Origin of the sequence: Legionella sp. km772, from assembly GCF_003989735.1 — a bacterium.
Lineage (GTDB): Bacteria > Pseudomonadota > Gammaproteobacteria > Legionellales > Legionellaceae > Legionella.
The window spans coordinates 1-23494 of record NZ_RZGQ01000017.1 but is presented as its reverse complement, the minus strand read 5'-3'; the positions used below and the strand labels follow the sequence as shown (position 1 = coordinate 23494).

Here is a 23494-nt window from a genome sequence, read left to right as displayed (position 1 = left end):
CCTATATAAGGATCTTTTGAGGTACTTGATTGGGCATTCCTGATATGCTCACTCCTAAGATCCTTTTTTTGTTTCTAGTGAGTTAATAATGAAAGTACCTTCCTTCTTTTAATTAAGTAATAAACAGCGGGTAAAACAAACAAGGTAAATAAGGTTCCCCAGCATAAGCCTCCTATTAAAACCGTACCAATTGCCCTGCGCGCTTCAGAACCGGCATCATGTGATAAAATTAACGGAATAGCACCAAACACCATCGCTCCGGTTGTCATTAGGATAGGACGCAACCGTAATACTGCAGCAGTTTGGATTGCCTCAATTAGTTCATCTCCTTGTTGTCTCAATTGGTTAGCAAATTCGACAATTAAAATTCCATGTTTGCTAATTAAACCAATTAGAGTAATCAAGCCCACTTGAGTATAAATATTCAATGACTGTCCAAATAAATAAATAAACAATAAAGCGCCAAAACAGGCAAGAGGAACCGTTAATAAAATAATCAAGGGATCGATAAAGTTTTCAAATTGAGTTGATAAGATTGCATAAATAAATGCTAATGATAAAAATAATAAAAAAAGCATCGTATGGGATGATTCATTGAGCGTTTTCGCAGTACCTGTCCAGTTTAATTTATAATTTGCTGGTAAGTTTTTCTGGGCAAGCTCCCATAATTGTTCAGCCGCCTTGGCTATGGAATCCCCTTTGTGCATTTGTACATGCAAAGTTGTTGATCGCATTTGCTGATAGTGATCTAGGGTAGCAGGTTGGGCCTTAGGTTTCATTTTAGTAATAGCTCCTAAGGATATTCGTTTACCCTTAGATGTAGTGACATAAAGCTCATCTAAAGTCCATGGGGAGGTGCTTCCTTGAATAGTAAGGTTATAAACCACGCCGTTTTTTTCAAAAGTTTGGCTTTTATCACCGCTAAAAAATATTTCTATCATTTTAGCTATTTGATTGGGCGTGATCCCTAATTTGGCAATTTGATTATGATCAAGCTGTATAGAATACCCAAGGGTATCCAGTCGAAGTTCAAAATAGCTGCTTTCAAATAACTTAGATTGATCAACAACTGTCTTTAACTGTTCGGTTTGCTTAAATAAATCTCTATAGTTATCGGGTGTGGAAATAATTAAAGCCAACTCTGTCCCGCTTCCTGCATTATCGATTCCCGGTAATCCCGTATCCCAAGACCAAATATGTGGCTCAATGGAAGGATAGTGAGCAAATAGAGGCTTTAAGTTATCTACTATATCGCTAGCACTGCGTTTTCTTAACTGGTGAGCTTGCAAGGGAAAAACAATACTTGCGCCCCAATCTCCGATAAAAGTCAATTTATTATCGGATTCGGGGATTTTACTTATTAGATTATCAATTTCTATGACATTCTTATCTAAAACATTAATGTCTTCCCCAGGAATAGGTGGAATATAGAGGCCAATTAGTCCCCGATCTTCTTTTGGTGCTGTCTCCTGAATTATCAAGGAATATAGGGCTATGCTAGCAACAATAGAAAATAATGCAGCAATACTGGTCCAACGTAAATGATTGAAGATAAAGTAGAGTGCGCTAGCGTATTTTTTTGCCAAATTATCCAGCCAGCGATCAATTTGCGGCAAACAATTTTTCGTTTCCTTTTGCAGAAGATGGCCACACATTACTGGTGATAAAGTCAGAGCGACAATGCCCGAAATGAATACACTACCCGCTAAAGCAACAGCAAATTCAATAAACAATTGCCCCAACATTCCTTGAATGAACGCAATGGGAATATAAACGCTCGCAAGCGTACAGGTCATAGCAATGATAGCGAAGCCAATTTCTCTAGGACCTTTGATAGCGGCTTCTAAAGGACTCATCCCTGCTTCTATATGACGCCAAATATTTTCTAACACAATAATGGCATCATCAACCACTAAACCAATGGACAAAACCATTGCTAGCAAAGTCATTAAATTGATAGAAAAACCAAAAATTTTGAGAAAAAGTAAAGAACCTAATAAGGAAATTGGAATAGTTATTAAAGGGATTATGGTCGCTCTGAAATTCCGCAAAAAGAGAAAAACAATCAACAGAACTAAAATAATCGCCTCGACAATGGATGAGCGTATACTTTCTATAGACGCATTAATAAAGTCAGCCTGGTCAAGGATTACATTAATTTTTAAATCAGGGGGTAAGCTTTTTTGTAAATTTTGAATGGTTTTTTTGACTTCTCTTGATACTTCAATAGGATTCGCATCATTTGCTCTATTAATAGCCAATACTAGTCCAGTATGTCCATTAACACGTACTCTCGTACTGGTGTCGTCTGTTTGTAATTCAACTTTTGCAATTGAATTCAATAAAATGGGATGTTCGCCTGGTTTTATTAACAAATTTTCAAAATCTTCTTTTGTTTTTAAAGTAGAGTTTAAAGTGCTCGGAATTTTATTTTGGTATTTTCCAACTGGTAAAGAAACCCTACTCTTGACTAAAGCCTCAACAACTTCATCAGCATTAATCCCAAAAGAAAATAATTTATCCGGTTCTAAGCTAATCAAGTAAGTATAGGGTTGTCCCCATACCTCTATAGAAGCGACACCAGGAATACTACGAAAAATATTTTTAATATTTAAATTTGCATAATGAGTTAAATCGCCGAAATTACGTGAGCTCGATTCGATAGCCACAGCAATAAAAGGAAGACCGGATGATTTTTTTTGCCGTTCAACGAAGGGTGTTTTCACTTCCGAAGGTAAGTACGATTTAGCAACACCTACGGCATCTTGAGTGGCACTTAAAGCCCTTTCCATTGAGGTTCCGGCACGAAAGGTTAAATTAATAAAAGAAGTTCCTGTATAGGATTGTGAGGTAATATTTTCTAAACCCTCAATCCCTGCTAAACGGTCTTCTAAGATATTTGTTACAGAGCTTTCAACTAGATCTGGACTGGCATTTGGATAATAAGCAGTCACTGTAATTACGGGTAAAGTAATATTGGGATATTCTCTTATCGATAATTGAGAGAAAGAAAGCAAACCCAATAACACAATCATAGAGTTTAAAATAATGGCAATTACTGGATGTTTAATAAAATAGCTAGTCAATCTCATAAGTATTAATTAATCTTGGCAGTTGGCGTATAAATATCAACAGTCATTTTAGGATATAAGCGATCTTGTCCTTTGATAATCAACTGTTGGCCTGCATTTAAACCCTCAAGAATTTCAATTTTATCGGCTTGTCTTATGCCTGTTTTTACAGCAAGCAACTCCACTTTATTATTTTTTACTATATAGACAACGGGACGGCCATCTCTTAAAAAAAGTGCCTGTAAGGGGATTACAATGGTATTTTTCTTTTCCATTACCACCAGACTAATTTTGGCTGTTGTTCCAATCAAACAATCAGGGCATTGAATATCAACATCCGCAGGACACATATGGGTATCTTCATCCAGCATTTTTTGTAAGTGGGTTAAACGATATTGTTTTCCAAAGACGTAGACTTTTTGCCCTTCACTTAAGGCGGCTAAATTACCGCAAGGGATATCAAAATCTACAACCAAAGAGGCAGGATCATAAACTGAGACAACGGGATCTCCCTGTGTTACTTGTGAGCCCTCGCGTTTTTTATAGGCTCCAACAATACCATCAAAAGGTGCATAAAAACGCATGTAGTCTAATTCGATCTTGGCTTTGGCGTATTCCTTTTGTGCATTAATCCATGCTTGTTTTCTCTCTTCAATTTCTTTCGGACTGACAAAGCCTTTTTTTGTCAATGGGATAAAACGCTCGTATTGCTCCCTGGCTAATTGCTCAGCACTTTGTGATAATTGCGCATTTTTTTCAATATCACTATTATCAATACGGGCAAGCAAAGTGCCCTTTTTTACCTTTTGTCCTGTAGCCACGAAAGCATCTAAAGTTCCTGATCCTTTAGCTATCAATAAAGTCGTGTGTTTAGGATGGATAACACCAAGTAAATGAATCCGTTGCTGGATATTTTGTGGTTTAATTATTTCAATTTCAACCATCTTATTAGGATTGTCTGGAACTATCTTTTTTTGTTTAATAAATTGCCATGAAATTAAAATAATTGCCAACACAGCACAGGCAAGAAGGATTTTTTTCCAAGCATAATAATTGGGGTAATTTGCAAATCTCATAGCTTTAAACACTTAAAATTGAAAAGCAACTCTAGCATAGATGAAGCAAAAAGCAGAGAGTGAGGAGAATTAAAAGATTCGTTACAAATTAACTTTTACTTCTATTGAGCAATTATAAGGCACACGAGCTAAAAGTGGGCTATCTATCAACCCTTCTAAGGTTTCTATATTTTCTTCTAAAGCAAGCATATTAGGGTCGATGCAATTGGCTATCCAGCCAATACAAGAAATCTGATAGGTTTTTAATGCAGTAATAGTTAATAAAGCATGATTTATACAGCCTAATTTCATTCCCACTGTTAAAATTACCGGAATTTGACTGACATTTAAAAAATCTAACCAGGTTTGTTCCTTATTTAAGGGCACCATCAAACCACCTGCGCCCTCTATAAATAGAGTATCTTTTCCTGGAGCGCTAAAGCGCATGCAATAACTGACTAGTTCAGAGAGTTTAATTTCCTTGCCCTCTTCCTCTGCTGCGATATGTGGGGAAACCGGTAATGCAAAGCGCCATGGATTTATTAAATCCAAATTGAGACCATTAATTTTTGCAAGCTTTTGCGCATCAGAACTTATTAATTTATTTCCAATACTCATACAACCACTTGCCACTGGTTTAACAGCAATCGCATTTTGATAATAATTTATTAACTGACTGGTCACATAGGTTTTTCCGCAATCGGTATCGGTTCCAGTAATAAAATAACGTTTCATTTTATAAACCTTTGAAATTCTTCTATAAACAATTCTGTATGCGATAAAAAAGGCATATGAGCTGCACGATTAAAAAAAACATAGTCAAAATGGGGATATAATTTTTGCATCGCCTCCATAATTTTAGCGGGCGCAATGGGGTCTAACCTTGCAAACATAAAACAAGTGGGTAGGTTTAAATCATGTAAGGCGGAGCGCAAATCCCATTGTTCTAAAGTATTAAGGCCCTGCTCTAATCCCTCAGATGATGGCCTTTGTCCTAAGGGAAGGATAATTTTGTTCTTATTTACTTGTAAACGGATAAAATCTTTTAAGGTCTTTTCAAGATCGAGGGATAGATTATTATAAAAATGATTAAATACTTCTTTGGGTACAGCAGGCCAGGATTCATCCGCAATGAAACGAGGTGATGCGGTTATACTCAATAATGAGCTAATACGCGAAGGCTCCTCAATTGCTAAGCGTTGCGCATATAGACCACCTAGCGACCACCCAACTAAAGCGAAGCTTGCTGGGAGTTGAGTTAATAACTTGTTTTTGAATTTACTCCAATTCAGCCATGGCGTTGAACCAAAACCCGGTAAATCCACCAAAATTAATTGATAACGTTCCCCTAATGGCTCAATAAGAGGTAGCCAAATATGATGGTCAAACCCCCACCCATGAAAAAAAACTACAGGGACTCCGCGCCCATGCTTAATAATATTAATGTTCATATAATGTGTGCAATGCTGTAAATAAAGAATTAATTTGTTCAGGGGTATGACGATAATTCAAAACAATACGCAAGCCGGTCGCTTTCATATTAACCGTTGGTGTACGAATTGGTGAACAAGAAAATCCCTTCTCCTTTAATTTATCTGCATAAAAAAGCGCTCGATGTGGACACCCAAGTTGTAATTGTTGGATGGCGCTATCTGATTTGGCCCATTCGAATGGAGATAATTTAATTTTATCTTTAAAAAAATCGATTAATCGATGAAGCTTTTCTCTGCGCTCATCAGCGGCTACAACAATGTCTAAGGTTTTTAATAAACCGTAGCTTAAGGCCGGGCTAATTGCTGTGGAATAAATAATTGAACGTCCTGCCTGTAAAAGTGCTGTGATCCACTCTTGTTTTCCCGCAATAATAGCTCCTTGACCAGCGAAGGCTTTACCAAAAGAAATCATTCTTAAAGGTACATCCTCTTGACTTAGCTGATGTAGACTAGTTGCTCCTTTTCCCTGTTCTCCGAGCACTCCAAAAGCATGGGCTTCATCAACTAATAAAGGAATTCGTTTGTGTGTAAGTTGACTAATTGCAGATAAAGGGGCCCTCTGCCCGCTCATACTAAAAATCCCCTCAGTAATGACAACAGCATTCTCAGGATATTTATTTATTTTTTGGGATAAACTAGTTAGATCATTATGCAAAAATCGACAAAAACTTGCCTTTGATAAACTAAGTCCGTCATACATAGAGGCATGAATGGCCTTATCAATGATGCAATGAGTGTCAATAGCACCTAATAACAAAGTAAGCGCTAAATTAGCTGCATAACCAGAAGAAAAAATAATGCAAGCATCGACATCTAATAATTGCGAAAAGGCCTCTTCGATTTCTTGGTGATTGCGATGATACCCGCTTAATAACATTGATGCTCCACTGCCGCTAGCATAATGTTTAAAACCATATTCATACGCTTGAGCTATACGTTTGTCACCAAGTAACGATAAATAATCATTACTATCAAAAGCGAGCAAGGAAGAGTTAGAAACAGCTCGGGTGCGTAATAATCCGCCTTGCCTTAATTGTTCAGTATATTCGCATATTTTAAGACTAGGAATCATTAAACCATCTCGGTCAAGCCTAATTTATTAAAGAGAATTTTATCTTTGGCTCTTTGGGGGTTTTCCTCAGTCAATAATTTATCCCCAATGAATACAGAGTTAGCGCCAGCAAAATAGCACAGTGCTTGTAATTCATCACTCATTTCTGTTCTACCTGCAGTAAGGCGAATAACACTTTTAGGCATAGTGATTCGAGCAGTGGCTATTGTTCTTACTAACTCAATACCTTCAACGGGCTGTGCTTTGGCTAAACGCGTGCCCTCCACGGGGATTAAGCGGTTAATAGGTACACTTTCTGGGGGATTTTCCATATTGGCCAAAGTTAGAACAAATTCGATACGATCTTCGCGGGTTTCACCTAAGCCTAAAATTCCACCACAACACACATTAATTCCAGCATCCCGCACATGATTTAAAGTATCAAGGCGATCGCTGAATTTGCGGGTAGTCACCACTTTGTCATAATAAGAAGGAGAAGTATCTATATTGTGATTGTAATAATCCAAGCCGGCTTCTTTTAATTCCATTGCTTGGTCTTTATTCAGCATTCCCAAAGTCATGCAAGTTTCCATCCCTAGCGCTTTAACACCTTCAATCATCTCCTTTAGCTGCGGCATTACTTTGTCAGGAGGACAACGCCAAGCAGCCCCCATACAAAACCGCTTTGCTCCACCATCTTTAGCTTCTTGAGCAGATTTTAACACATCATCAACACACATTAATTTTTCTTTCTCCACGTGTGTTTTAACATGCCCACTTTGCGAGCAATACCCACAATCTTCAGGACAAGCACCCGTTTTAATGCTCAATAAAGTGGCGAATTGCAAGGAATTTGCCTCATGATTTTCTAAATGAATGCTATGTGCTTGATGCAACAAATTATTAAACGGTTGCTCATAAATTTCTCTAATTTCATCCATAGACCAGTTCTTTTTAGCGTCTGTCACTCTGATGCCCCTATGATTTATAATAGCGAACATGATAAAGTGACGTCTTTACTTGTCAACCAAAATTTTCAAAATGGTCAACACAGAACAACTAATTGCCAAGGATTTACGCCATATCTGGCATCCTTGTATGCAAATGAAAGACTTTGAACAATTTCCTCCCATTGTTGTAGAACGAGCTCAAGGAAATATTTTATATACTAATCACGGGCCATTAATTGACGGCATTTCTAGTTGGTGGTGCAAATCACTCGGTCATGGACATCCAGCAGTTCTCGCGGCAATAAGAACCCAAATGGATCTTTTTGAGCATGTGATTGGTGCAAATACTACTCATCCAGCGCTCGCAGAGTTGGGTGAGCAATTATGCTCTATCACCGGGAAGCAACACTCCTTTTTTGCCAGTGATGGTGCGAGCGCTGTTGAAATTGCGATGAAATTAGTTATTCATGGGATGTTGATTAAAGGTTATAAAAATAAAAATCAATTTATTGCACTAAAGAATGGTTATCACGGCGAAACCCTAGGAACCATGAGTGTAAGTGATTTAGGAATTTATAAAGCGCCTTATGATGGATTTGGTGTTTCCTGTCATTTCGTTACTCCGCCCTATGTCAGGGACAATACTGCGTCTTTATGGACTAACTGCGACAGTTACTGGGCGAGCATTCTCCCGGAACTAGAAAAAATAAAAGAGCGGGTTTGCGCTATCATTCTGGAACCTATCGTTCAGGGTGCGGGTGGAATGTTATGCTACAGTGCGGATTTTTTAAAAAAATTAGCCCATTGGGCCAAAGCAAATGATATTTATCTCATCACCGATGAAATTATGACGGGGCTCGGCCGTACGGGAAGATGGCTAGCAGCTGAACATGCTGGTGTTGACCCAGATATTATCTGTTTATCTAAAGGACTTACTTCGGGTTCTATTCCTTTTAGTTGTATTATGATTGACCACAAAGTTTTTGATTTGTTTTACGCAGACTACAGTGAAGGAAAATCCTTTCTACACTCACATACTTACAGCGGGAATCCTTTAGCAGTGAGCGCGGCTCTAGCTACTATCAAGGTAATGCAGGATGAATCAATTATCCCTTATGCTGAACAACTTGGCAAAATAATGCTAGCGTCTTTACATGAAGTAGCGAAGTTGAGTGGTAAGCTTGAGAATGTTCGCGGAATTGGTCCTATTGTCGCAGCTGATTTAATAAACCCTCATAACAAGCGCATTGGGAATGATTTATATCAGAAGGCGCTTGAACTTGGCGCATTAATTAGACCCATGGGTAATACCTTGTATTGGCTACCTCCACTTAACACGGAAGCAAAAATTATTGAGCAATTAGCAGAAATAACACTAAACTCTATAAACCTAATCTATAAATGAAGTCTGTGATGCGTCATCAAGCTTTACACGGGTTTATGCATTTTATTTATAAACATTTTAAAGTAATTTGGAGTGTTTTAACGCTAATAGTGCTCATTGGTGCTTTATACTTTAACATGGCCCTTAGTTATAACCGTTGCTATCAAGAGGTTTTAAGTAGCGCTAAAGACTTAAGTAAACAAGTAGATGGTTTTATTGAAGATCTTCTGCAAGAGGTCTATACCCTGCCTTTTTATGGAAAAACCATTCATCATTGCACCCAAGAAATTTATGAAAGTTTAGAGCATATTGTTTTAAACAATCCCAAAATTTCAGGACTCATCATTACTGATAAAAATCATCATTCCATTTGCTCCACTATTGAACCGAATATCTTAGAGAGTAAACTATCCTCCCATTCCCGTACTCTGCTCGGTCCATTTACTTCTGCCCTCTTTGATCAGCCTGTTTATTTGCTAAGACAAAAAATTGGTCCTTATTACATTGATATTTTGCTTGTTTCTTCCGTCTTAAAAGCTGAGTTGGAAACATCAAACATTTTATCGAGTGAAGTGGTTTTGTATGACAAGTATACTAAAAAAGACCTTATTAAAATTGAACATAGTGATGATCATAAAGGCTGGATAACAAGTCCTAATCAGGATCAAGTAGACTTTAATCCTTCGATGTTTGCCACCGATAAATTACAAAGCATCGATGGAATAATTCTTAAAATTTTCGAAAACACTAATACAGTGCACTATCATTTGTGGCTAAGTCAGGTATTGGTTTTCTTGACAGGCTTAGCCTTAGCTTTTTTCTTATATTTCTTTATTTCTCACAATATCAGCAAACACTATTCGTTAAAACGAGCCATTAAATTAGCACTTAAAAATGAACAGTTTTTTCCAGTATATCAACCGGTATTCGATCGAGAACATCGTCATTTTTGCGGCGTTGAAGTCTTGCTAAGATGGGAAGATCATGATGGCAATATTATCATGCCAGATTCCTTTATTGAGGAAGCTGAATCGTCCCACTTGATTGTTCCCATTACCATGCAAATCATTGAAATAGCCTTCCTTGAGCTTCAGCCTGTTTTAAAAAAACAACCTGATTTCCATATAGCAGTAAATCTTTCAGTAACCCATTTCAAAAATCTTGCATTTTTTGATTCTTTTGACCTCTTAAGAATTGAGCATAAGATTCAAGCCCAACAAATCATCTTTGAAATAACCGAACGTGATCTATTAGATCGAAACGATATTCTTTTTCTTAATAAAATGAATCAATTAAGGTCCTTAGGTTACTCTTTGGCTATTGATGACTATGGCACAGGTCATGCTAGTATTGCCTATTTGCAAAGTTTTCCTTTTAACTATTTAAAAATTGATAAACTATTTATTCAGGCAATAGGTACAAAGGCTATTACAGAATCATTGAATGATGCAATTATACAAATGGCGAAAGGATTAAATCTAATTATTATTGCCGAAGGTGTTGAAACTAAAGAACAAGTTGATTATTTAGCAAAAAATGAGGTACGTTATTTACAAGGGTGGTATTTTTCTAAAGCTGTATCCATAGATAAAATAATGCAACTAATTCAGGGAATGCATAATGAACTATCAAGTTAAAATTTCTTTTCTTCTAACAATGTTTTTACCCTTTTTAAGTTTTGCGAGTCCTGATGAAAATCAAGATTATTGGGTATGCAAAACTCATGACAATAATAATGTTGAGTGGACCGTTAAAAATAAGTATCAAAAAATAGCCTTAAATCTCTCTTTCGACGCCTGTAAAAAACAAAGTAAAAATCCCAACACCTGCAAAACCTCTAGCAATGATTGTGAAGGATTTCATCTTGGTTTAAGTACTAAACCCTATTGGAGATGTACCGCGCTGGATAAAAAATCTGGCGTTTGGAAAAGTAACTATTACCCCAATAGAGACGATGCCTATATGGCAGCAAAAGACTACTGCAAATCTAAAAGCCAAGCTCCTGAGACTTGTTACGTTCATGTACTTACTTGTACCAATATTAATGAAAAGCATTAGAGTAAAATAATGGTTTATTGTGTGGGCTTAACAGGCAATATTGCAAGCGGTAAAAGCACTGTTGCTGCCTTTTTCGAAGCTTTAGACATTGGTGTGTTAAATGCAGACAGCATCTCGAAACAGCTTACTCAAAAAGGCGCCGAAGCTTATGACCTCATTCTTGAGCATTTTGGCTCCCAGATACTCGAAAATGATAGACAATTAAACCGGAAAAAACTGCGGGATATTATTTTCACTAATGCGGAGCACCGTCTTTGGTTAGAGCAACTTTTACATCCCCTTATTCGGCAGCAACTCGCCCAAGAAGTCGAGTCGTGCACTAGCCCTTATTGTATTGTAGAAATCCCTTTGCTAAAAAATAAACAAAACTATCCTTATCTTCAGCGCGTTTTATTAGTAACAAGTCCTATTGATACTCAAATTAAAAGGCTTATGGATCGGGATGGATGCAGCCAAGAGCAGGCACTCGCTATTATCTCTACACAGCCAAGCAATAAGGAAAGATTAGCTCAAGCCGATGATGTACTTACTAACAAGGGTGATTTAAATAAATTAAAAACTGAAGTGAACAGCCTGCACCTAAAGTATTTGCATCTGGCTCAAAGCATTAATAAACAATCATTGTGATAAAAGAATTTTCAGCAAGCATTCTTATCAGCTTATTTTAAAAAATATTTTTTATTTTCAATAACTTTTATGTTAGTCTTAGCCCAATTTACCTTTGCGCAAATATTTTTATCAAAAGCAGCTGATTCATGCCATAATAAGATTAAGGCATAAAATAAATATCATCTGGTGCTAGGTAAGATACTGCAAGGGATGCCTTATGTATAAAGACACAATTACTTTTCAACTTGCCACACACTTTCTGCCGCGTATTGCACTGCGTCTAGAGTTTCTATTCAAAATAATTAATCAAGCCGGTAAAGAATCCCATGAGGTTATTCACCGTTATGCCTTAAAAAATATTATTGAGCTAATTAATATTATTGAGAAACCCGAATTAAAAAGTAGATTTATTAAAGAACTAATACGGATGGAACATGTTTTAAAAAAACTAACGCCACCTCATGAGATGCACTCTTTAAACGAGTTAGAAAAACAAATTCATCTTTTAAATGATGTACCTGGCCGTTTTAGTCAACCTATCCACGATGATATGTTTTTAAAAACTTTAAAACAAATTTATCATCCCAATACACCAGAATGCGAATTTAACTCACCTCACCTCGTTCTCTGGTTTGATTTAGATCCCTTAACCCGTCAAAAAATGATTAACCTGTGGTTACATGATTTAAGAGATTTAGAGTCTACAGTAATTATTTATCTCTCTTTATTAAGGACTATGACTGAGTATCATTCGATAACGGCATGCAATGGTTTTTATCAACACAGCTTCGCGCCTAAAACTACAAACCATTTAATCTTATTAAAAATGGATAAATCATTACGAGTAACGCCTCAATTGCAATTAGGGCATAATAATTTAACTATTAGGTTATATGAATCTAACTCTACATTCGCGGTTCATGATAGAGCCATCGAAATGGAGATAGCGTTTTGTCAGATATAATATTAAACAGCTAATATGAGGGTATAAAATGAAATTAATCACCTTAAATATATGGGGTGGCTATTTAAGAAACCCCTTATTAAGATTTGTCCATAATAATCGGCATGTTGACTTCTTTTGTTTTCAAGAACTCTATGATAATGCACATCGCCCATTGACTAATAAACAAACAGAATTAAGCCTCAATATTTTTTCCGATTTAAAAAGACTTCTTCCTGAACATCAAGCCATTTTTAGACCTGCAGTAGAAAATGTCTATGGAGTTGGTATTTTCGTTAAAAATTCAATTGATATTATTGGAGAAGGAGAAATCAATATTCACCAAAAGCAACACTACCCTGGTATTGGCTTAAATCATGATAGAAATCTGCAGTGGGTAGAATGCAAAATGAATAAAAAAATATTTTCTGTCTTGAATGTTCATGGCTTATGGAATGGCAAAGGAAAAAAGGACACTCCCGAGCGAATTATTCAATCGCAGCGCATCCGTCAATTTATGGATACTATCAATACTCCTAAAATTCTCTGCGGAGATTTTAATCTAAGACCAGATACTGAAAGCATGAGAATTCTCGAAAAAGATATGGTGAATTTAGTTATAACCCACAATATTCGCTCGACAAGAACCCGTTTTTATCCCAAAGAAGAAAAATTTGCCGATTATATTTTAACTTCACCTGCAATTAACGTGAATCACTTCTCAGTGATGAGCGATGAAGTGTCTGACCATGCGGCTTTACTATTAGATTTTGATTGAGCCCAACTTCTAAGTTCGGCTCAATCTGATAAAATTCAGTACAATGCAATTAGTTATCTGTCTTAAATCCAAACTTGCTATCTTCATAAAAAGTGACCTCACCAGTGGTAATATCATGATTAGCACCAATAATTCCACATTGCCCTTTTTCAATAAGTTCTTTTAAGATAGGGCTACGTTCCATCACCGCATGAACAGTCCTATGGATATTAATCGCAGTAACCTTTTCAACAAACTCATCATTACTTGAAGTACGATTTTCAACTATGGTTTTTTCAGCATTAACTGCAGTTTGTATTTTACTTAAAAGTGCAGTCAAATTTCCCATTTCAACGTGATCGCAAGCTCCTTTTATCGCTCCGCATTTGGAATGACCTAAAATGACTATTATTTTAGCTCCGGCTACTTTACAAGCAAACTCCATACTTCCTAAAATATCCTCATTGATAACAGTTCCAGCAATCCGTGCACTAAAAACATCACCCAAGCCCTGATCAAAAATTAATTCGACTGAAGTACGAGAATCAATACAACTCAAAATAATAGCCATTGGATGTTGTCCATCGGAAGTTTCATTGGCTTGTTGTAAAAGATTGCGATTAATTTTAAGATTATTTACAAATCGCTTATTACCTTCTTCTAATAAATGTAAGGCTATCGAAGGCGTGATTGATTCTTGCATTTCTTTGGTCAAAGTTTTCATTCTAAGCTCCTCTGTAATCTAAATACAATATAGATTAATTTTTGGGTCTACATTCTGGTTCCAAATTTCAGCAAATCTGTCTCGATTAATCAACTATTTTTTGTAAGCGTCCGCAAACTGTGCGAACAAAAAGGGATGAATTATGGAGTACAAACAGCAGATCATCGATAAAATTGCATCGAGACCTCAGCTTCAATACCAGGAGATACAGCTAAAACTCCTTTAGCGCTACCGCTATTGGATGAAAAATTACCTTTCAAATTACCAAATTCAGTTTTAATGGTTACCATTCCATTAGAGCACACTGCATTTACTTGCTCAGAAGCATGATCAGGACATAAAGGACTGCCAGAATCTTTAACTGCTTTAACAGACACGGTAAAATGGCCTGTACTATCTACTAATCCGACTGTGCCTGTACCATGATAGGAGCAAGTGCCCAGAAACCAACTGCTTGCCTTGCCCTTCCCTGACCATGGGCCGCTAATTGATTCACAGCTATCATTAAGGCGGAAACTATAATCAGCATAGGTAACAGTATTTATTAACAGCGTACTGAGTAGCCCTAAAAATATACTTCTTTTCATATTGATCCTTTTCAATAGTCACTGGTGGATTAACACTATATTGAGTAATTATTAGGAATGCAAACGAACCGAATAAAGAAGATTAAACTCTGTTTTTTGCCTCATCCCAGATTTTCATGAGCAGCTCAAAGGGTTTATTTTTTACATTATGCATACCCTTTTCGGCTGCTATTATTTTCACCATTTTTAAACGCTTCTCAAACTTGATCAACGTTCCTTCTAGAGTTTGCTCTGGATCTAGATTACAAAACAAACATAAAGAAAATACCGCATGTAATAAATCCCCTATTTCCTCTTGGAGAGAGGAGTTTGAGAGCACTACATTGTTTTGTAAATGCTCATTCACCTCCAAACATTCACTTTGGATTTGTTGCATAATTTGCCCCGCCGTCTCCCATTCAAAGCCAAATTCAGCAGCATCTTGTTCCAAAGTAATTAATTTTTTTATTAATTCCATCCTAATTAATCCAATAGGTGATCAGGGCAAATCTTAGTGCCTGTAATAACCAAGGTCTTATGTTTCGATTGTTTTCCACGAACTAAAGTGACCTCCCGTGTAGGAACATCAAACAAATGAGCCAAGAATTTGATTAATGCCTCATTCGCGCGTCCCTCAATGGCCGGAGCATTTAGACGAATTTTTAATGCGTCAGCATAAAAGCCTTGGAGTTCAGTACTTTTAGCGCCCGCTTGGACATAAACCTTTATAATTAACTCATTTTCATTATATTGATACCACATTAAAATTTACTCATTTATAGGCAATAACTGTTGGGAACATTCTGGCCTCATCATAAATGAATTCGATATTTTTAAATCCCACCTGATGCAGTTGTGCTTCTACTTGTTTGCTAGAGCAATAACATTGCCATTTGGCCTCTAAGATATCCACAAAGATTATTTTTTGCATTAAAAGATCATGTTGATCTATTTTATCCAAATTCCATTCACATTCAGGACTTAATGAGGGGGGATAAGTTAAAAAGCTCGTTACCAATTTTCCATTTGGTTTCAATGCACGATAAAAAATTTGATACAACTCGTTTACTCGCTCCTGATTGGGCTCATAGATAGTTAAGCCATTGCTTGAAATTAAATCTAACTGATTCTCGATTTGGATAGCCCATGCATCCCTGTGTTGTAATTTTAAGAAGGAATTTAAGCCATATTGTTTCGCTAGTAACTTAGCATCGCTAAAGGTTTCAGCATCATAGTCAATTCCGACTAAAGCTATAGTTTTAATCTGCTCATAGTCTAAATATAATAATTCCCCCATCATGCCACAGGGTATGGCGGCTAACTGAGCATCATTGCGGACTTTCTTTTGATTTTCTTGTAGAAAAATTTCAAAACGTTGTTGGGTTGCTAATAGCAAAGGCGCGCGCTCTAACATAAAGCGCTCTAAATCACTTAGAGGTTCTTGACGGTTATTTTTACCCGTTTTTTTACCATACCAAGGATAAGTCAACATGTAATGGGTCCAATAACCATTTATTCCTTGGTTTTGTAGTAAATAACGACCAAAATCAAAGCGCTGTAGTTGTTCTAAAAGCTCCAATTGCTGTTTCACTGTACAATAAGGCTTATCTCCCTCATGCTTAATTCGCTCGATAATTTTTTTAATACGTGTCTCGAGGGCTTCAGGGGCCACAGCATGAGAAATTAATTTATTAGCATCCATAAACAGCATCCTTGAGCAGAAAAATTAAGCTATTGTAATGCAAAGAATACATATACCCAATAGCCTAGGAAAACTGCCCAATAATTGACTATTCAGAATTGCTTTTTTATACTTGAAGTATTATTTAAATAAAATGGAATAAAGATGAAAAGATTAATCTATCTTAGTAAAGAGGATCTCACTGTAAAAATTCAAACCAGTACAGGGATATCAGCATTTCCTGCTTATCACCCAGTATTCACTCTATCTAAAAAAGGAGACTCATTCACTTTAAGCTTATCGCCTGCACTTGCTGGCAAGTACGATATTACTCCAGACTCCTCCCCTCACGACAGTGCTCTAGCCATCGTAACTGAGCTTACAAGAAAAGAGGACTCCGAAATGCATAAACTAATTAATCAATTTGCTAAAGGCTATGAACCCGCCTCCGCTTTCACTGTTGAATATACCAGTGCAGGCGCAGTAATCCCTAACAATGAGCTTGAATTCAAAAATAATGAGGCCCCAGCCTCTGGTGTACGTTAAATAAAATCCTGGGTTAACTAGTTAGCCCAGGTTTAAAAGCAGAATACTTATACTTACTCAACAAACTTAAAAGGATAGAAAAAAGTAGCTTCATGCTTATTGTGAAACAAGTTGCAGATGTAAGAATTGGGTATTTCTTGTAGCTCTTTTATTATTTTTAAATCGGTTTTTCCTTGCAATTTAATAGTAAAAATAAGCTGTTTTACTTTTTCTGACTTAATCCATTTCATAATTAAGTTATAAGCGCGCTCCGGATAGCAAGCGACGTCGGATAAAACCCAATCATAGGTAATAGTGCATTGCTCAGGTTCTAATGCAAACGCACTTTGTTGTAAGAAGTGAACACCGGGTAAATTAGCAATTCTAGGTGCCAGTGGTGCCTTATCGATTGCAGTCACTTGAGCCCCCAGACTCTGCATAACATAGGTCCAACCTCCTGGTGAAGCACCTAAATCTAAGGCTAAATCTCCCTTTTTGGGATATTTATTTAACAAAGTTAAGGCTTCCCACAATTTCAAATAAGCCCTGTTCGGCGGATTTTCTTTATCTTCAGTAAAAAAGCATCGTCCATCAGGCCATTTTTTTAGTCTTTTGTGGCTAAAAATCATGCGATTATTATCTAACAAACTAAATACGCCAATATTAGGGATTTCAGTTTGTAGGGGAAAGGTGGAAATTAATGCCTTATATTGACGAAGTTCTTGTTCAATAAGTTTTGAGCGCCGGATGTGGGAGATAGGATGCAAATACCAAAATTTACCCGCAGATTTTAATATTTTTACGGCTTCGGAAATCGATTTAAAAGCGACAATTTGTGGTTCCAACCATACATCCTGCGCAAAACAAGCTTCAGCTGTTTTATGGGAGGAAAAAACCAAATCCTCAATGATTTGCTCTGTTTCTCCCAACTCTTCTTTTAATTCTTCAACAAACTCTGGTTTAACGACATAAACCGCAGTTGGTTGTTTTTCTTCGATCATAAAGCTAGATTTCGATAAAAAAGTGAAGGCTATATTATATCACCCTTACGAACTACTTGGGAGAGAAAAGCTAAGCCCTTTTACCCCACCTTGATTAAAATAAGAAATGAATAACTCTCTTCCCTATCCCCTTTTATTATATTTTTTATTAATCCCTCAGCTACTCCTGCTGTTTTAACGAAAGTAGAGCTTAAGCAAGGGTGTTGCACTCAATCTAAGTATCCTGCAGCTAGCGCCTGGTATGCACTAACCAGAGTATTAAGTTGCTCCATTTTTGCTTGAGTAAGACTTATCTTGGCTTGATCTACTTGGATTTGAGCATTCATGGCTGCGCGACGATCTTGAAATCCTGCTCTATAGCGTGCAGATAAAATACGATATCCTCGGTAAGCAGACTTATAGGCTTGTAATTGATGGCCATAAGCTTCATTGGCTTTTTGATGTTTAGTTAAACTCGTATCCACATCGATTAAAGCTGCCCTTAAGGTTTGGATATAATTGTAATATTCAGCTTTAACCGAAGCTTTAGCTGCTTGAATTTGTTGATAGAGAGCGCTATTGAAAATAGGCATCATTGCGGCTATCTGAACAATCCCTAAGCCTGTGGTAAGTCTTAATAAGTGAACCAGTTCAACAGAAGAACCACCTAATAATCCAGTTAAAGAAATTTGGGGAAAAAACTGGGCGTAAGCTAAGCCTAAATGAGCATCTGAGCTAATGAGATTTTCTTTAGCAATGATTATATCAGGCCGGTTTACTAAAACTTGCGCAGGTATATGGGATGGAATTATGTTTTTTATATTAATTTTATTCAATGAAGCCTGACTAGTGATTCGACCAGGCGCATGGTCTATTAATAACTGTAAGCTATTTTCCACTTGCCTAATACTACTTTGTAAAGCAGAGAGAGAGGCCTTATTATTAGCTATTTCTTGATCAATATTGGCTAAGGCCGAATAATCGCTCGCACCATCTTTATAGCGGACCTTTTCTAAATGACGAAGGCGTTTTAAATCATGAATTAAATTTTCTTGTTCTCGAAGCTGTTGTTTTTGACCTAAAAGCGTGAAATAAGCGCCGGTTGTCTGACTAATTATACTTAAACGTAACGCCATATGTGTTGCTTGTTGCATCGCTAAGCTTGCTTTTGCTAATCGGTTGTTATTCATATTTTCTAAGAGATTTAATGAATAACTAGGTACAAAACCAGAATATTCACCATTAATTTTTATATTGTTAAACGCAAGGACAGCGGGGCTTGTTACTAAAGGGCCTTGAGGTCGAAGATTAGTATCCCAGCCTTTAATTAAAAGGCCATTTGCCGAGGCATTCACTGTAGGCAACCATGCATTATAGGATGCTTTTAATTGCGCTTGCGCTTGCAGTACCTTGGCCTGAGAAGCTAAGATCTGATTATTATTTTTTAAGGCCTCTGCGATCAAAGAATTTAAAACAGGATCGTGTATTTTCTTCCACCACAAAACTTGGGCTAAATTAACTGTAGAACCTTTGTTTATTTGCAAAGACCTTAGCTTACTTGGGGGAGTAGTCTTTGGGGTACAGGCGCTTAGTAGTAAAATACAAATACAGGTTAAAATGTTCAAAATAAACTTCATAATATCCCTATCTTTTAAATCGTAGGTTAGCTAACCACCGGATTAATCCAAAGTAGTACGAAATACTTTACTGGTTAAGAGTACTAAAATAAAAGCGATAATCAAAATGGGAATGATATTAGGAAGCACCTGAGGTAAGCCATTCCCTTTCAACATAATCCCGCGGGTAATCCGCATAAAATAAGTCATTGGTAAACAAGCACCAATAGTCTGAGCCCATTGCGGCATTCCATAAAAAGAAAAAATATAGCCTGACAAAAACATAGACGGTAATTGATAAAAAACACTTAACTGCATCGCCTGCATTGGACTTTTAGAAAGGGTGGAAAAAATCATTCCAACCATAAGGTTGGCAATAATAAATGGTGCTGCTGAGAGGTATAAAAGAATTAAGCTACCCTGAATTGGAATGTGAATTAGAATTTTACTAAAAATAAGGACGCTAGTTAATTGCAAATAGCCTAAAACAACATAAGGAATAACCTTACCAAGAATGATTTCTGTAGGTAGCAAGGGAGTACTAAGCAGCAACTCCATAGTTCCCGCTTCAAACTCAGAGGTAATCGCTGTTGAAGTCAACATTACCATGGTTAAAGTCAATAAGACGCCTATTAAACCAGGAACTATATTAAAGGCACTAATGTTGGTTTCGTTATACAAACGGTGGATAATGAAATCTACTGATCGTTTAAAAGAATTTACCGGCGCTACCTCCAAACCTTTCTCAGCAAATTGTTCAAGCGATAAATTCAAAATTGGCTCTACATTTCCTAAGGCGCCAGCGCTACTTCCAGGATCAGACCCATCAATCTCGACTAGAAACTGGGGTTTATCACCACGTATATACTTGCGAGTAAAATCAGGTGGGATAAGCATGGCGAAACTTAATTTACCGGTATCTAATTGTTGCCGGATTGAAGCCATATCATTACTGGTATCAATGATATTAAAATATTTAGAGGTATGCAGATTAGCTATTATTGTTCGGGTAAGAGGTGTGTGGTCAAAATTAACAATAGCGGTTGGCAAATTTTTGGGATCTAAATTAATTGCATAACCAAATAAAATCAATAACATGATAGGTAAAATAACCAACATTGCAATGGTGCCACGATCACGGGTGATTAAAGTAAATTCTTTAAGAATCAAACCGCTAATTCGTTGTAATGATAGTTTATGCAACATTAATTCATCAATCCTATAAACACTTCTTCGAAACTAGGTGTTACTTCTTTAAAATGAAATTCCCTTTCTTTTTTTTGTAATTCATCTAGAAGCTGTAAGTTGGATGAGGATACACGTAAATCATTATTCACTATAGAGGCTAACAATTTAGGGTAGTACTTAGCAATCAGCTCTAATAACTTATTTTGCTTCTCAGTGTCTGCATCGATTAATACTAATGTTTTAACCTTTGAAAAGGGAATTAATTCCTTGGTAGTCCCAGAGTACAATAATTTCCCTAGATTGATGTAGGCTAAATCTGTACATTTCTCGGCTTCATCCATATAGTGAGTGGTCACAAGGATAGTAGTGCCGTCTCTGCGGGAAATTTTATGTAAATAATCCCAAAAATCTTTACGTGCCTTGGGATCAACACCCGCAGTAGGCTCATCAAGAAATAATAAGGAAGGCTTATGTAATAAAGAACAGCCTAAGGTCATCCTCTGTTTCCACCCTCCAGATAAATTACCCGCCTTAATGTCCTTATAGGGAACAAGCTCCAAATCTTCCATAACTTTTTTAATTTCTTTTTTAGGTTCAGGAATTTGATAAATATGGGCAAAAAATTGAAAATTTTCCTGTACGGTTAAACCACTGTATAAAGAAAATTTTTGCGGCATATAACCAATGTGGTTTTTGATCTCATCTTGTTGCGTTTTTATATCGTAATCTAAACAACGTCCCGTTCCTTCGGTCGGCGTTAATAGGCCACAAATCATCCGAATAGTTGTCGTTTTCCCGCTACCATTTGAGCCTAGAAAACCAAAAATAGAACCCTTTTTTACTTTCAAAGAAATATTATCAACAACTACCTTATGGTCAAAAGATTTTGTTATTCCATTAATTTCAATGGCATAATCAGTCATGCGACTACTTCCAAATTTACGGGTTGCCCTAAATGAATCTGCGTCAAATCAGGATTTTGAAGACGGGCCTCAACCCGAAAAACTAAGTTATAACTATCCTCTCGTGAGTAAATAATAGGCGGAGTATATTGAGCCACTTTGGAAATATAATTGATAACCCCCTCACCTAAGACCTGTTCCCCACTGTAAAATTTTATTTTATTATTAAGCCTAATGGCTTTGAGTTTTTCTTCAGGAATAAAAAAGATGATCTTAATATGTTCTGGAGTGAGCAGGGATAATATAGGTTGTCCCGTTTGCACATACTCTTCAGTAGTAAAATAAGTGTCAAAAATTAGCCCCCTTTGCTGAGCAAAGCCTTCTTTGCGTGAGCGCTCCCAACGTTTGCTTTCTGTGTTTATTTCATTACTTTTTAATTGGGCATCAATAGCCGCTAATTTATTTTTAAGTACAGCTATATCCCGCCGTGCCAACTCTAAATCATTTTGACTTGCAGCATCCTCACGGTGCATCTTTAAAATACGCTGATAATTGGTTTCATCATAATTTAGTTGATTGATTAACTCTGCCTTTTGCTCTTTGATATTAGCCTGGGTTAATTCACTCATCGAGATAAAAAAATCATCACTTGTCTGTTCCACTTTAAAAAGTAGTTGGTTTTTATTGACCCTCTCCCCTCTTGTTACTAACAATTCCTTTAATCGACCAGGAAAGCTACTGGTGATATAAACCAAATCTGCATCAATATAGCCATTGTAGCGATCAGAAATATTGTCATTACAAGAACAGAGCAAGGCGATTAAACAACAAAGGATAATGGAGCGCATTGATTTGTCTACTTATTGGAGTCTAAGCATTAGCATACCGACTCCATAGAAAAATGTAAATAGTTTAAAGTCTGAGTAATTGATGTAATGTACACACTAAATTATAGTCTAAGATAACTCCTATCATTTCATGGACTTAGCATGCAAACAACCACAAGTAAACTTTTTCAATTAAGCGAATACAAAGTACTTGATTATTTTATGACTCACGTGGATTTAGAAATTGATTTGGCACAACAACCTGAATGCTCTAAAGCAAAGCTGACCATCTCGCCTAATCCTGATTGTTCTTCTTTACCGGATGAGTTACGCCTAGATGGAGAATTCATGATTCTTACATCTCTAAAACTAGATGGTAAACTTTTAAAAGAAGATGAATATGTTTTAACATCCGAGTCATTAACAATAAAGAATGTACCCAAAGAGCGAACATTTTACATCGAAACTACTTGCATTTTAAGTCAAAGCACAGATCTTTTCGGCTTATATAAAACTGATGATATTTATCTCATAAAAGCAGAAACAGAGGGCTTAAGACGCGTTTTCTTCTGTATTGATCGACCTGACAATTTAGCCACTTATACAACTACGATCATTGCACCCTATAAACAATATCCGATCTTACTTTCCAATGGTGTCTTAGTGAATAAAAAGAGTTTGGCGGACGACTTACACTGCGTGACCTGGCATGATGCTCTTCCTAAACCAACCTATTTATTTGCATTAGTCGCAGGAGACCTAAACTACTCCGCAACTTTATTTAAAACCAGAACGGGCCGTGAGTTACCCATTGAGTTTTATGTTTCTTCAAAAGATATTGTTAAATGTCACTTTGCCCAAGAAGTATTGAAAAAAGCAATCGCATGGGATGAGTCGGTATTTAATTTAGACTGTGATTTAGCCCAGCATATGATTGCCGGTGTGGATAAATATGCCTCAGGTGCATCTGAGCCAACGGGTTTAAACTTATTTACTCATGTTACGCACATAAACTTGTAGTTTGACTAAAAAGCATTAGAATTCCGCCCTTAATTTTAGGGAGGGAATTAAATGGATATGCTTGATCTTTATAGTGATTATTTGATTTTCCAAA

23 protein-coding genes and 1 pseudogene are annotated in these 23494 nt (G+C 36.7%); 8 read left to right on the top strand and 16 right to left on the bottom strand.

Translation table 11 applies throughout. The annotated features are described in order from the left end of the window. Positions 1 to 74 precede the first annotated feature (74 nt). The 6 genes from lpeB to bioB all read right to left on the bottom strand — a co-directional run bounded on the left by lpeB (position 75) and on the right by bioB (position 7611). Positions 75 to 3092 (bottom strand): multidrug efflux RND transporter permease subunit LpeB, encoded by a 3018-nt coding sequence (lpeB, locus tag ELY15_RS03745; RefSeq protein ID WP_127098312.1) that lies wholly within the window; start codon positions 3090 to 3092, stop codon positions 75 to 77. A 5-nt stretch (positions 3093 to 3097) separates the two neighbouring features. Further along, the gene (locus ELY15_RS03740; protein WP_127098311.1) at positions 3098 to 4147 is read right to left on the bottom strand and encodes an efflux RND transporter periplasmic adaptor subunit; all 1050 of its coding nucleotides are present in this window, start codon (positions 4145 to 4147) and stop codon (positions 3098 to 3100) included. An 81-nt stretch (positions 4148 to 4228) separates the two neighbouring features. Next, positions 4229 to 4861 carry a dethiobiotin synthase gene (gene bioD / locus ELY15_RS03735; RefSeq protein WP_127098310.1) on the bottom strand — a complete coding sequence of 211 codons (633 nt, stop codon included), beginning with the start codon at positions 4859 to 4861 and terminating at the stop codon, positions 4229 to 4231. Beyond that, positions 4858 to 5577, bottom strand: coding sequence for an alpha/beta fold hydrolase (locus ELY15_RS03730; RefSeq protein ID WP_127098309.1), 720 nt, complete (start codon positions 5575 to 5577; stop codon positions 4858 to 4860). The genes bioD and ELY15_RS03730 overlap by 4 nt, the downstream gene beginning before the upstream one ends. After that, positions 5567 to 6691, bottom strand: coding sequence for an aminotransferase class I/II-fold pyridoxal phosphate-dependent enzyme (locus ELY15_RS03725; RefSeq protein WP_127098308.1), 1125 nt, complete (start codon positions 6689 to 6691; stop codon positions 5567 to 5569). Before ELY15_RS03725 ends, ELY15_RS03730 begins: the two co-directional genes overlap by 11 nt. Continuing rightward, positions 6691 to 7611, bottom strand: coding sequence for a biotin synthase BioB (bioB, locus tag ELY15_RS03720; protein ID WP_370449380.1), 921 nt, complete (start codon positions 7609 to 7611; stop codon positions 6691 to 6693). The genes ELY15_RS03725 and bioB overlap by 1 nt, the downstream gene beginning before the upstream one ends. A 100-nt stretch (positions 7612 to 7711) precedes the next feature. Here bioB and bioA point away from each other — a divergent pair, with 100 nt between their 5' ends. The 6 genes from bioA (at position 7712) to ELY15_RS03690 (ending at position 13392) form a co-directional block, all read left to right on the top strand. Then, positions 7712 to 9025, top strand: a complete 1314-nt coding sequence (gene bioA, locus ELY15_RS03715; protein WP_127098306.1) for an adenosylmethionine--8-amino-7-oxononanoate transaminase — start codon at positions 7712 to 7714, stop codon at positions 9023 to 9025. Between the two features lie 8 nt (positions 9026 to 9033). Further along, positions 9034 to 10641, top strand: a complete 1608-nt coding sequence (locus tag ELY15_RS03710; protein ID WP_233586504.1) for an EAL domain-containing protein — start codon at positions 9034 to 9036, stop codon at positions 10639 to 10641. Next, positions 10625 to 11062 (top strand): hypothetical protein, encoded by a 438-nt coding sequence (locus tag ELY15_RS03705; RefSeq protein WP_127098305.1) that lies wholly within the window; start codon positions 10625 to 10627, stop codon positions 11060 to 11062. The genes ELY15_RS03710 and ELY15_RS03705 overlap by 17 nt, the downstream gene beginning before the upstream one ends. 9 nt (positions 11063 to 11071) lie before the next feature. Then, positions 11072 to 11689 (top strand): dephospho-CoA kinase, encoded by a 618-nt coding sequence (gene coaE / locus ELY15_RS03700; protein ID WP_127098304.1) that lies wholly within the window; start codon positions 11072 to 11074, stop codon positions 11687 to 11689. 199 nt (positions 11690 to 11888) lie between these two features. Beyond that, complete coding sequence (gene zapD / locus ELY15_RS03695) at positions 11889 to 12635, top strand: cell division protein ZapD (protein WP_127098303.1); 747 nt, start codon at positions 11889 to 11891, stop codon at positions 12633 to 12635. A gap of 28 nt (positions 12636 to 12663) precedes the next feature. Then, on the top strand, positions 12664 to 13392 hold the full coding sequence (locus ELY15_RS03690) for an endonuclease/exonuclease/phosphatase family protein (RefSeq protein WP_127098302.1): 729 nt from the start codon (positions 12664 to 12666) through the stop codon (positions 13390 to 13392). Positions 13393 to 13441: 49 nt separating this feature from the next. On the opposite strand, the gene ELY15_RS03685 is transcribed toward ELY15_RS03690, so the two are convergent. The 5 genes from ELY15_RS03685 to ELY15_RS03665 form a co-directional block, all read right to left on the bottom strand. Further along, entirely contained in the window at positions 13442 to 14095 is a 654-nt protein-coding gene (locus ELY15_RS03685) for a carbonic anhydrase family protein (protein WP_127098301.1), read from the bottom strand. A 161-nt stretch (positions 14096 to 14256) separates the two neighbouring features. Further along, entirely contained in the window at positions 14257 to 14682 is a 426-nt protein-coding gene (locus ELY15_RS03680; protein WP_127098300.1) for a hypothetical protein, read from the bottom strand. A gap of 82 nt (positions 14683 to 14764) precedes the next feature. Next, on the bottom strand, positions 14765 to 15139 hold the full coding sequence (locus ELY15_RS03675; RefSeq protein ID WP_127098299.1) for a MazG nucleotide pyrophosphohydrolase domain-containing protein: 375 nt from the start codon (positions 15137 to 15139) through the stop codon (positions 14765 to 14767). Positions 15140 to 15144: 5 nt separating this feature from the next. Further along, positions 15145 to 15423 carry a DUF167 domain-containing protein gene (locus ELY15_RS03670; protein WP_127098298.1) on the bottom strand — a complete coding sequence of 93 codons (279 nt, stop codon included), beginning with the start codon at positions 15421 to 15423 and terminating at the stop codon, positions 15145 to 15147. A gap of 10 nt (positions 15424 to 15433) precedes the next feature. Next, positions 15434 to 16363, bottom strand: a complete 930-nt coding sequence (locus ELY15_RS03665; RefSeq protein ID WP_127098297.1) for a cyclopropane-fatty-acyl-phospholipid synthase family protein — start codon at positions 16361 to 16363, stop codon at positions 15434 to 15436. A gap of 144 nt (positions 16364 to 16507) precedes the next feature. On the opposite strand from ELY15_RS03665, the gene ELY15_RS03660 reads away from it, so the two are divergent. Further along, positions 16508 to 16888, top strand: a complete 381-nt coding sequence (locus ELY15_RS03660; protein WP_127098296.1) for a hypothetical protein — start codon at positions 16508 to 16510, stop codon at positions 16886 to 16888. A 53-nt stretch (positions 16889 to 16941) separates the two neighbouring features. Here ELY15_RS03660 and ELY15_RS03655 read toward each other — a convergent pair whose 3' ends face one another. The 5 genes from ELY15_RS03655 to ELY15_RS03635 form a co-directional block, all read right to left on the bottom strand. After that, on the bottom strand, positions 16942 to 17868 hold the full coding sequence (locus ELY15_RS03655) for an SAM-dependent methyltransferase (protein WP_127098295.1): 927 nt from the start codon (positions 17866 to 17868) through the stop codon (positions 16942 to 16944). Between the two features lie 209 nt (positions 17869 to 18077). Beyond that, a complete protein-coding gene (locus ELY15_RS03650; protein ID WP_127098294.1) occupies positions 18078 to 19484 on the bottom strand; it encodes a TolC family protein in 1407 nt (468 codons plus the stop codon). A 42-nt stretch (positions 19485 to 19526) separates the two neighbouring features. After that, entirely contained in the window at positions 19527 to 20669 is a 1143-nt protein-coding gene (locus ELY15_RS03645) for an ABC transporter permease (protein WP_127098293.1), read from the bottom strand. Continuing rightward, a complete protein-coding gene (locus ELY15_RS03640) occupies positions 20669 to 21574 on the bottom strand; it encodes an ABC transporter ATP-binding protein (protein ID WP_127098292.1) in 906 nt (301 codons plus the stop codon). Before ELY15_RS03640 ends, ELY15_RS03645 begins: the two co-directional genes overlap by 1 nt. After that, positions 21571 to 22401, bottom strand: a complete 831-nt coding sequence (locus ELY15_RS03635; RefSeq protein WP_127098291.1) for an HlyD family secretion protein — start codon at positions 22399 to 22401, stop codon at positions 21571 to 21573. Before ELY15_RS03635 ends, ELY15_RS03640 begins: the two co-directional genes overlap by 4 nt. 141 nt (positions 22402 to 22542) lie before the next feature. Between ELY15_RS03635 and ELY15_RS03630 the strand changes: the two are divergent. Beyond that, positions 22543 to 23373 (top strand): annotated as a pseudogene (locus ELY15_RS03630) (aminopeptidase N); the annotation flags it as partial. Positions 23374 to 23494: the final 121 nt, after the last annotated feature.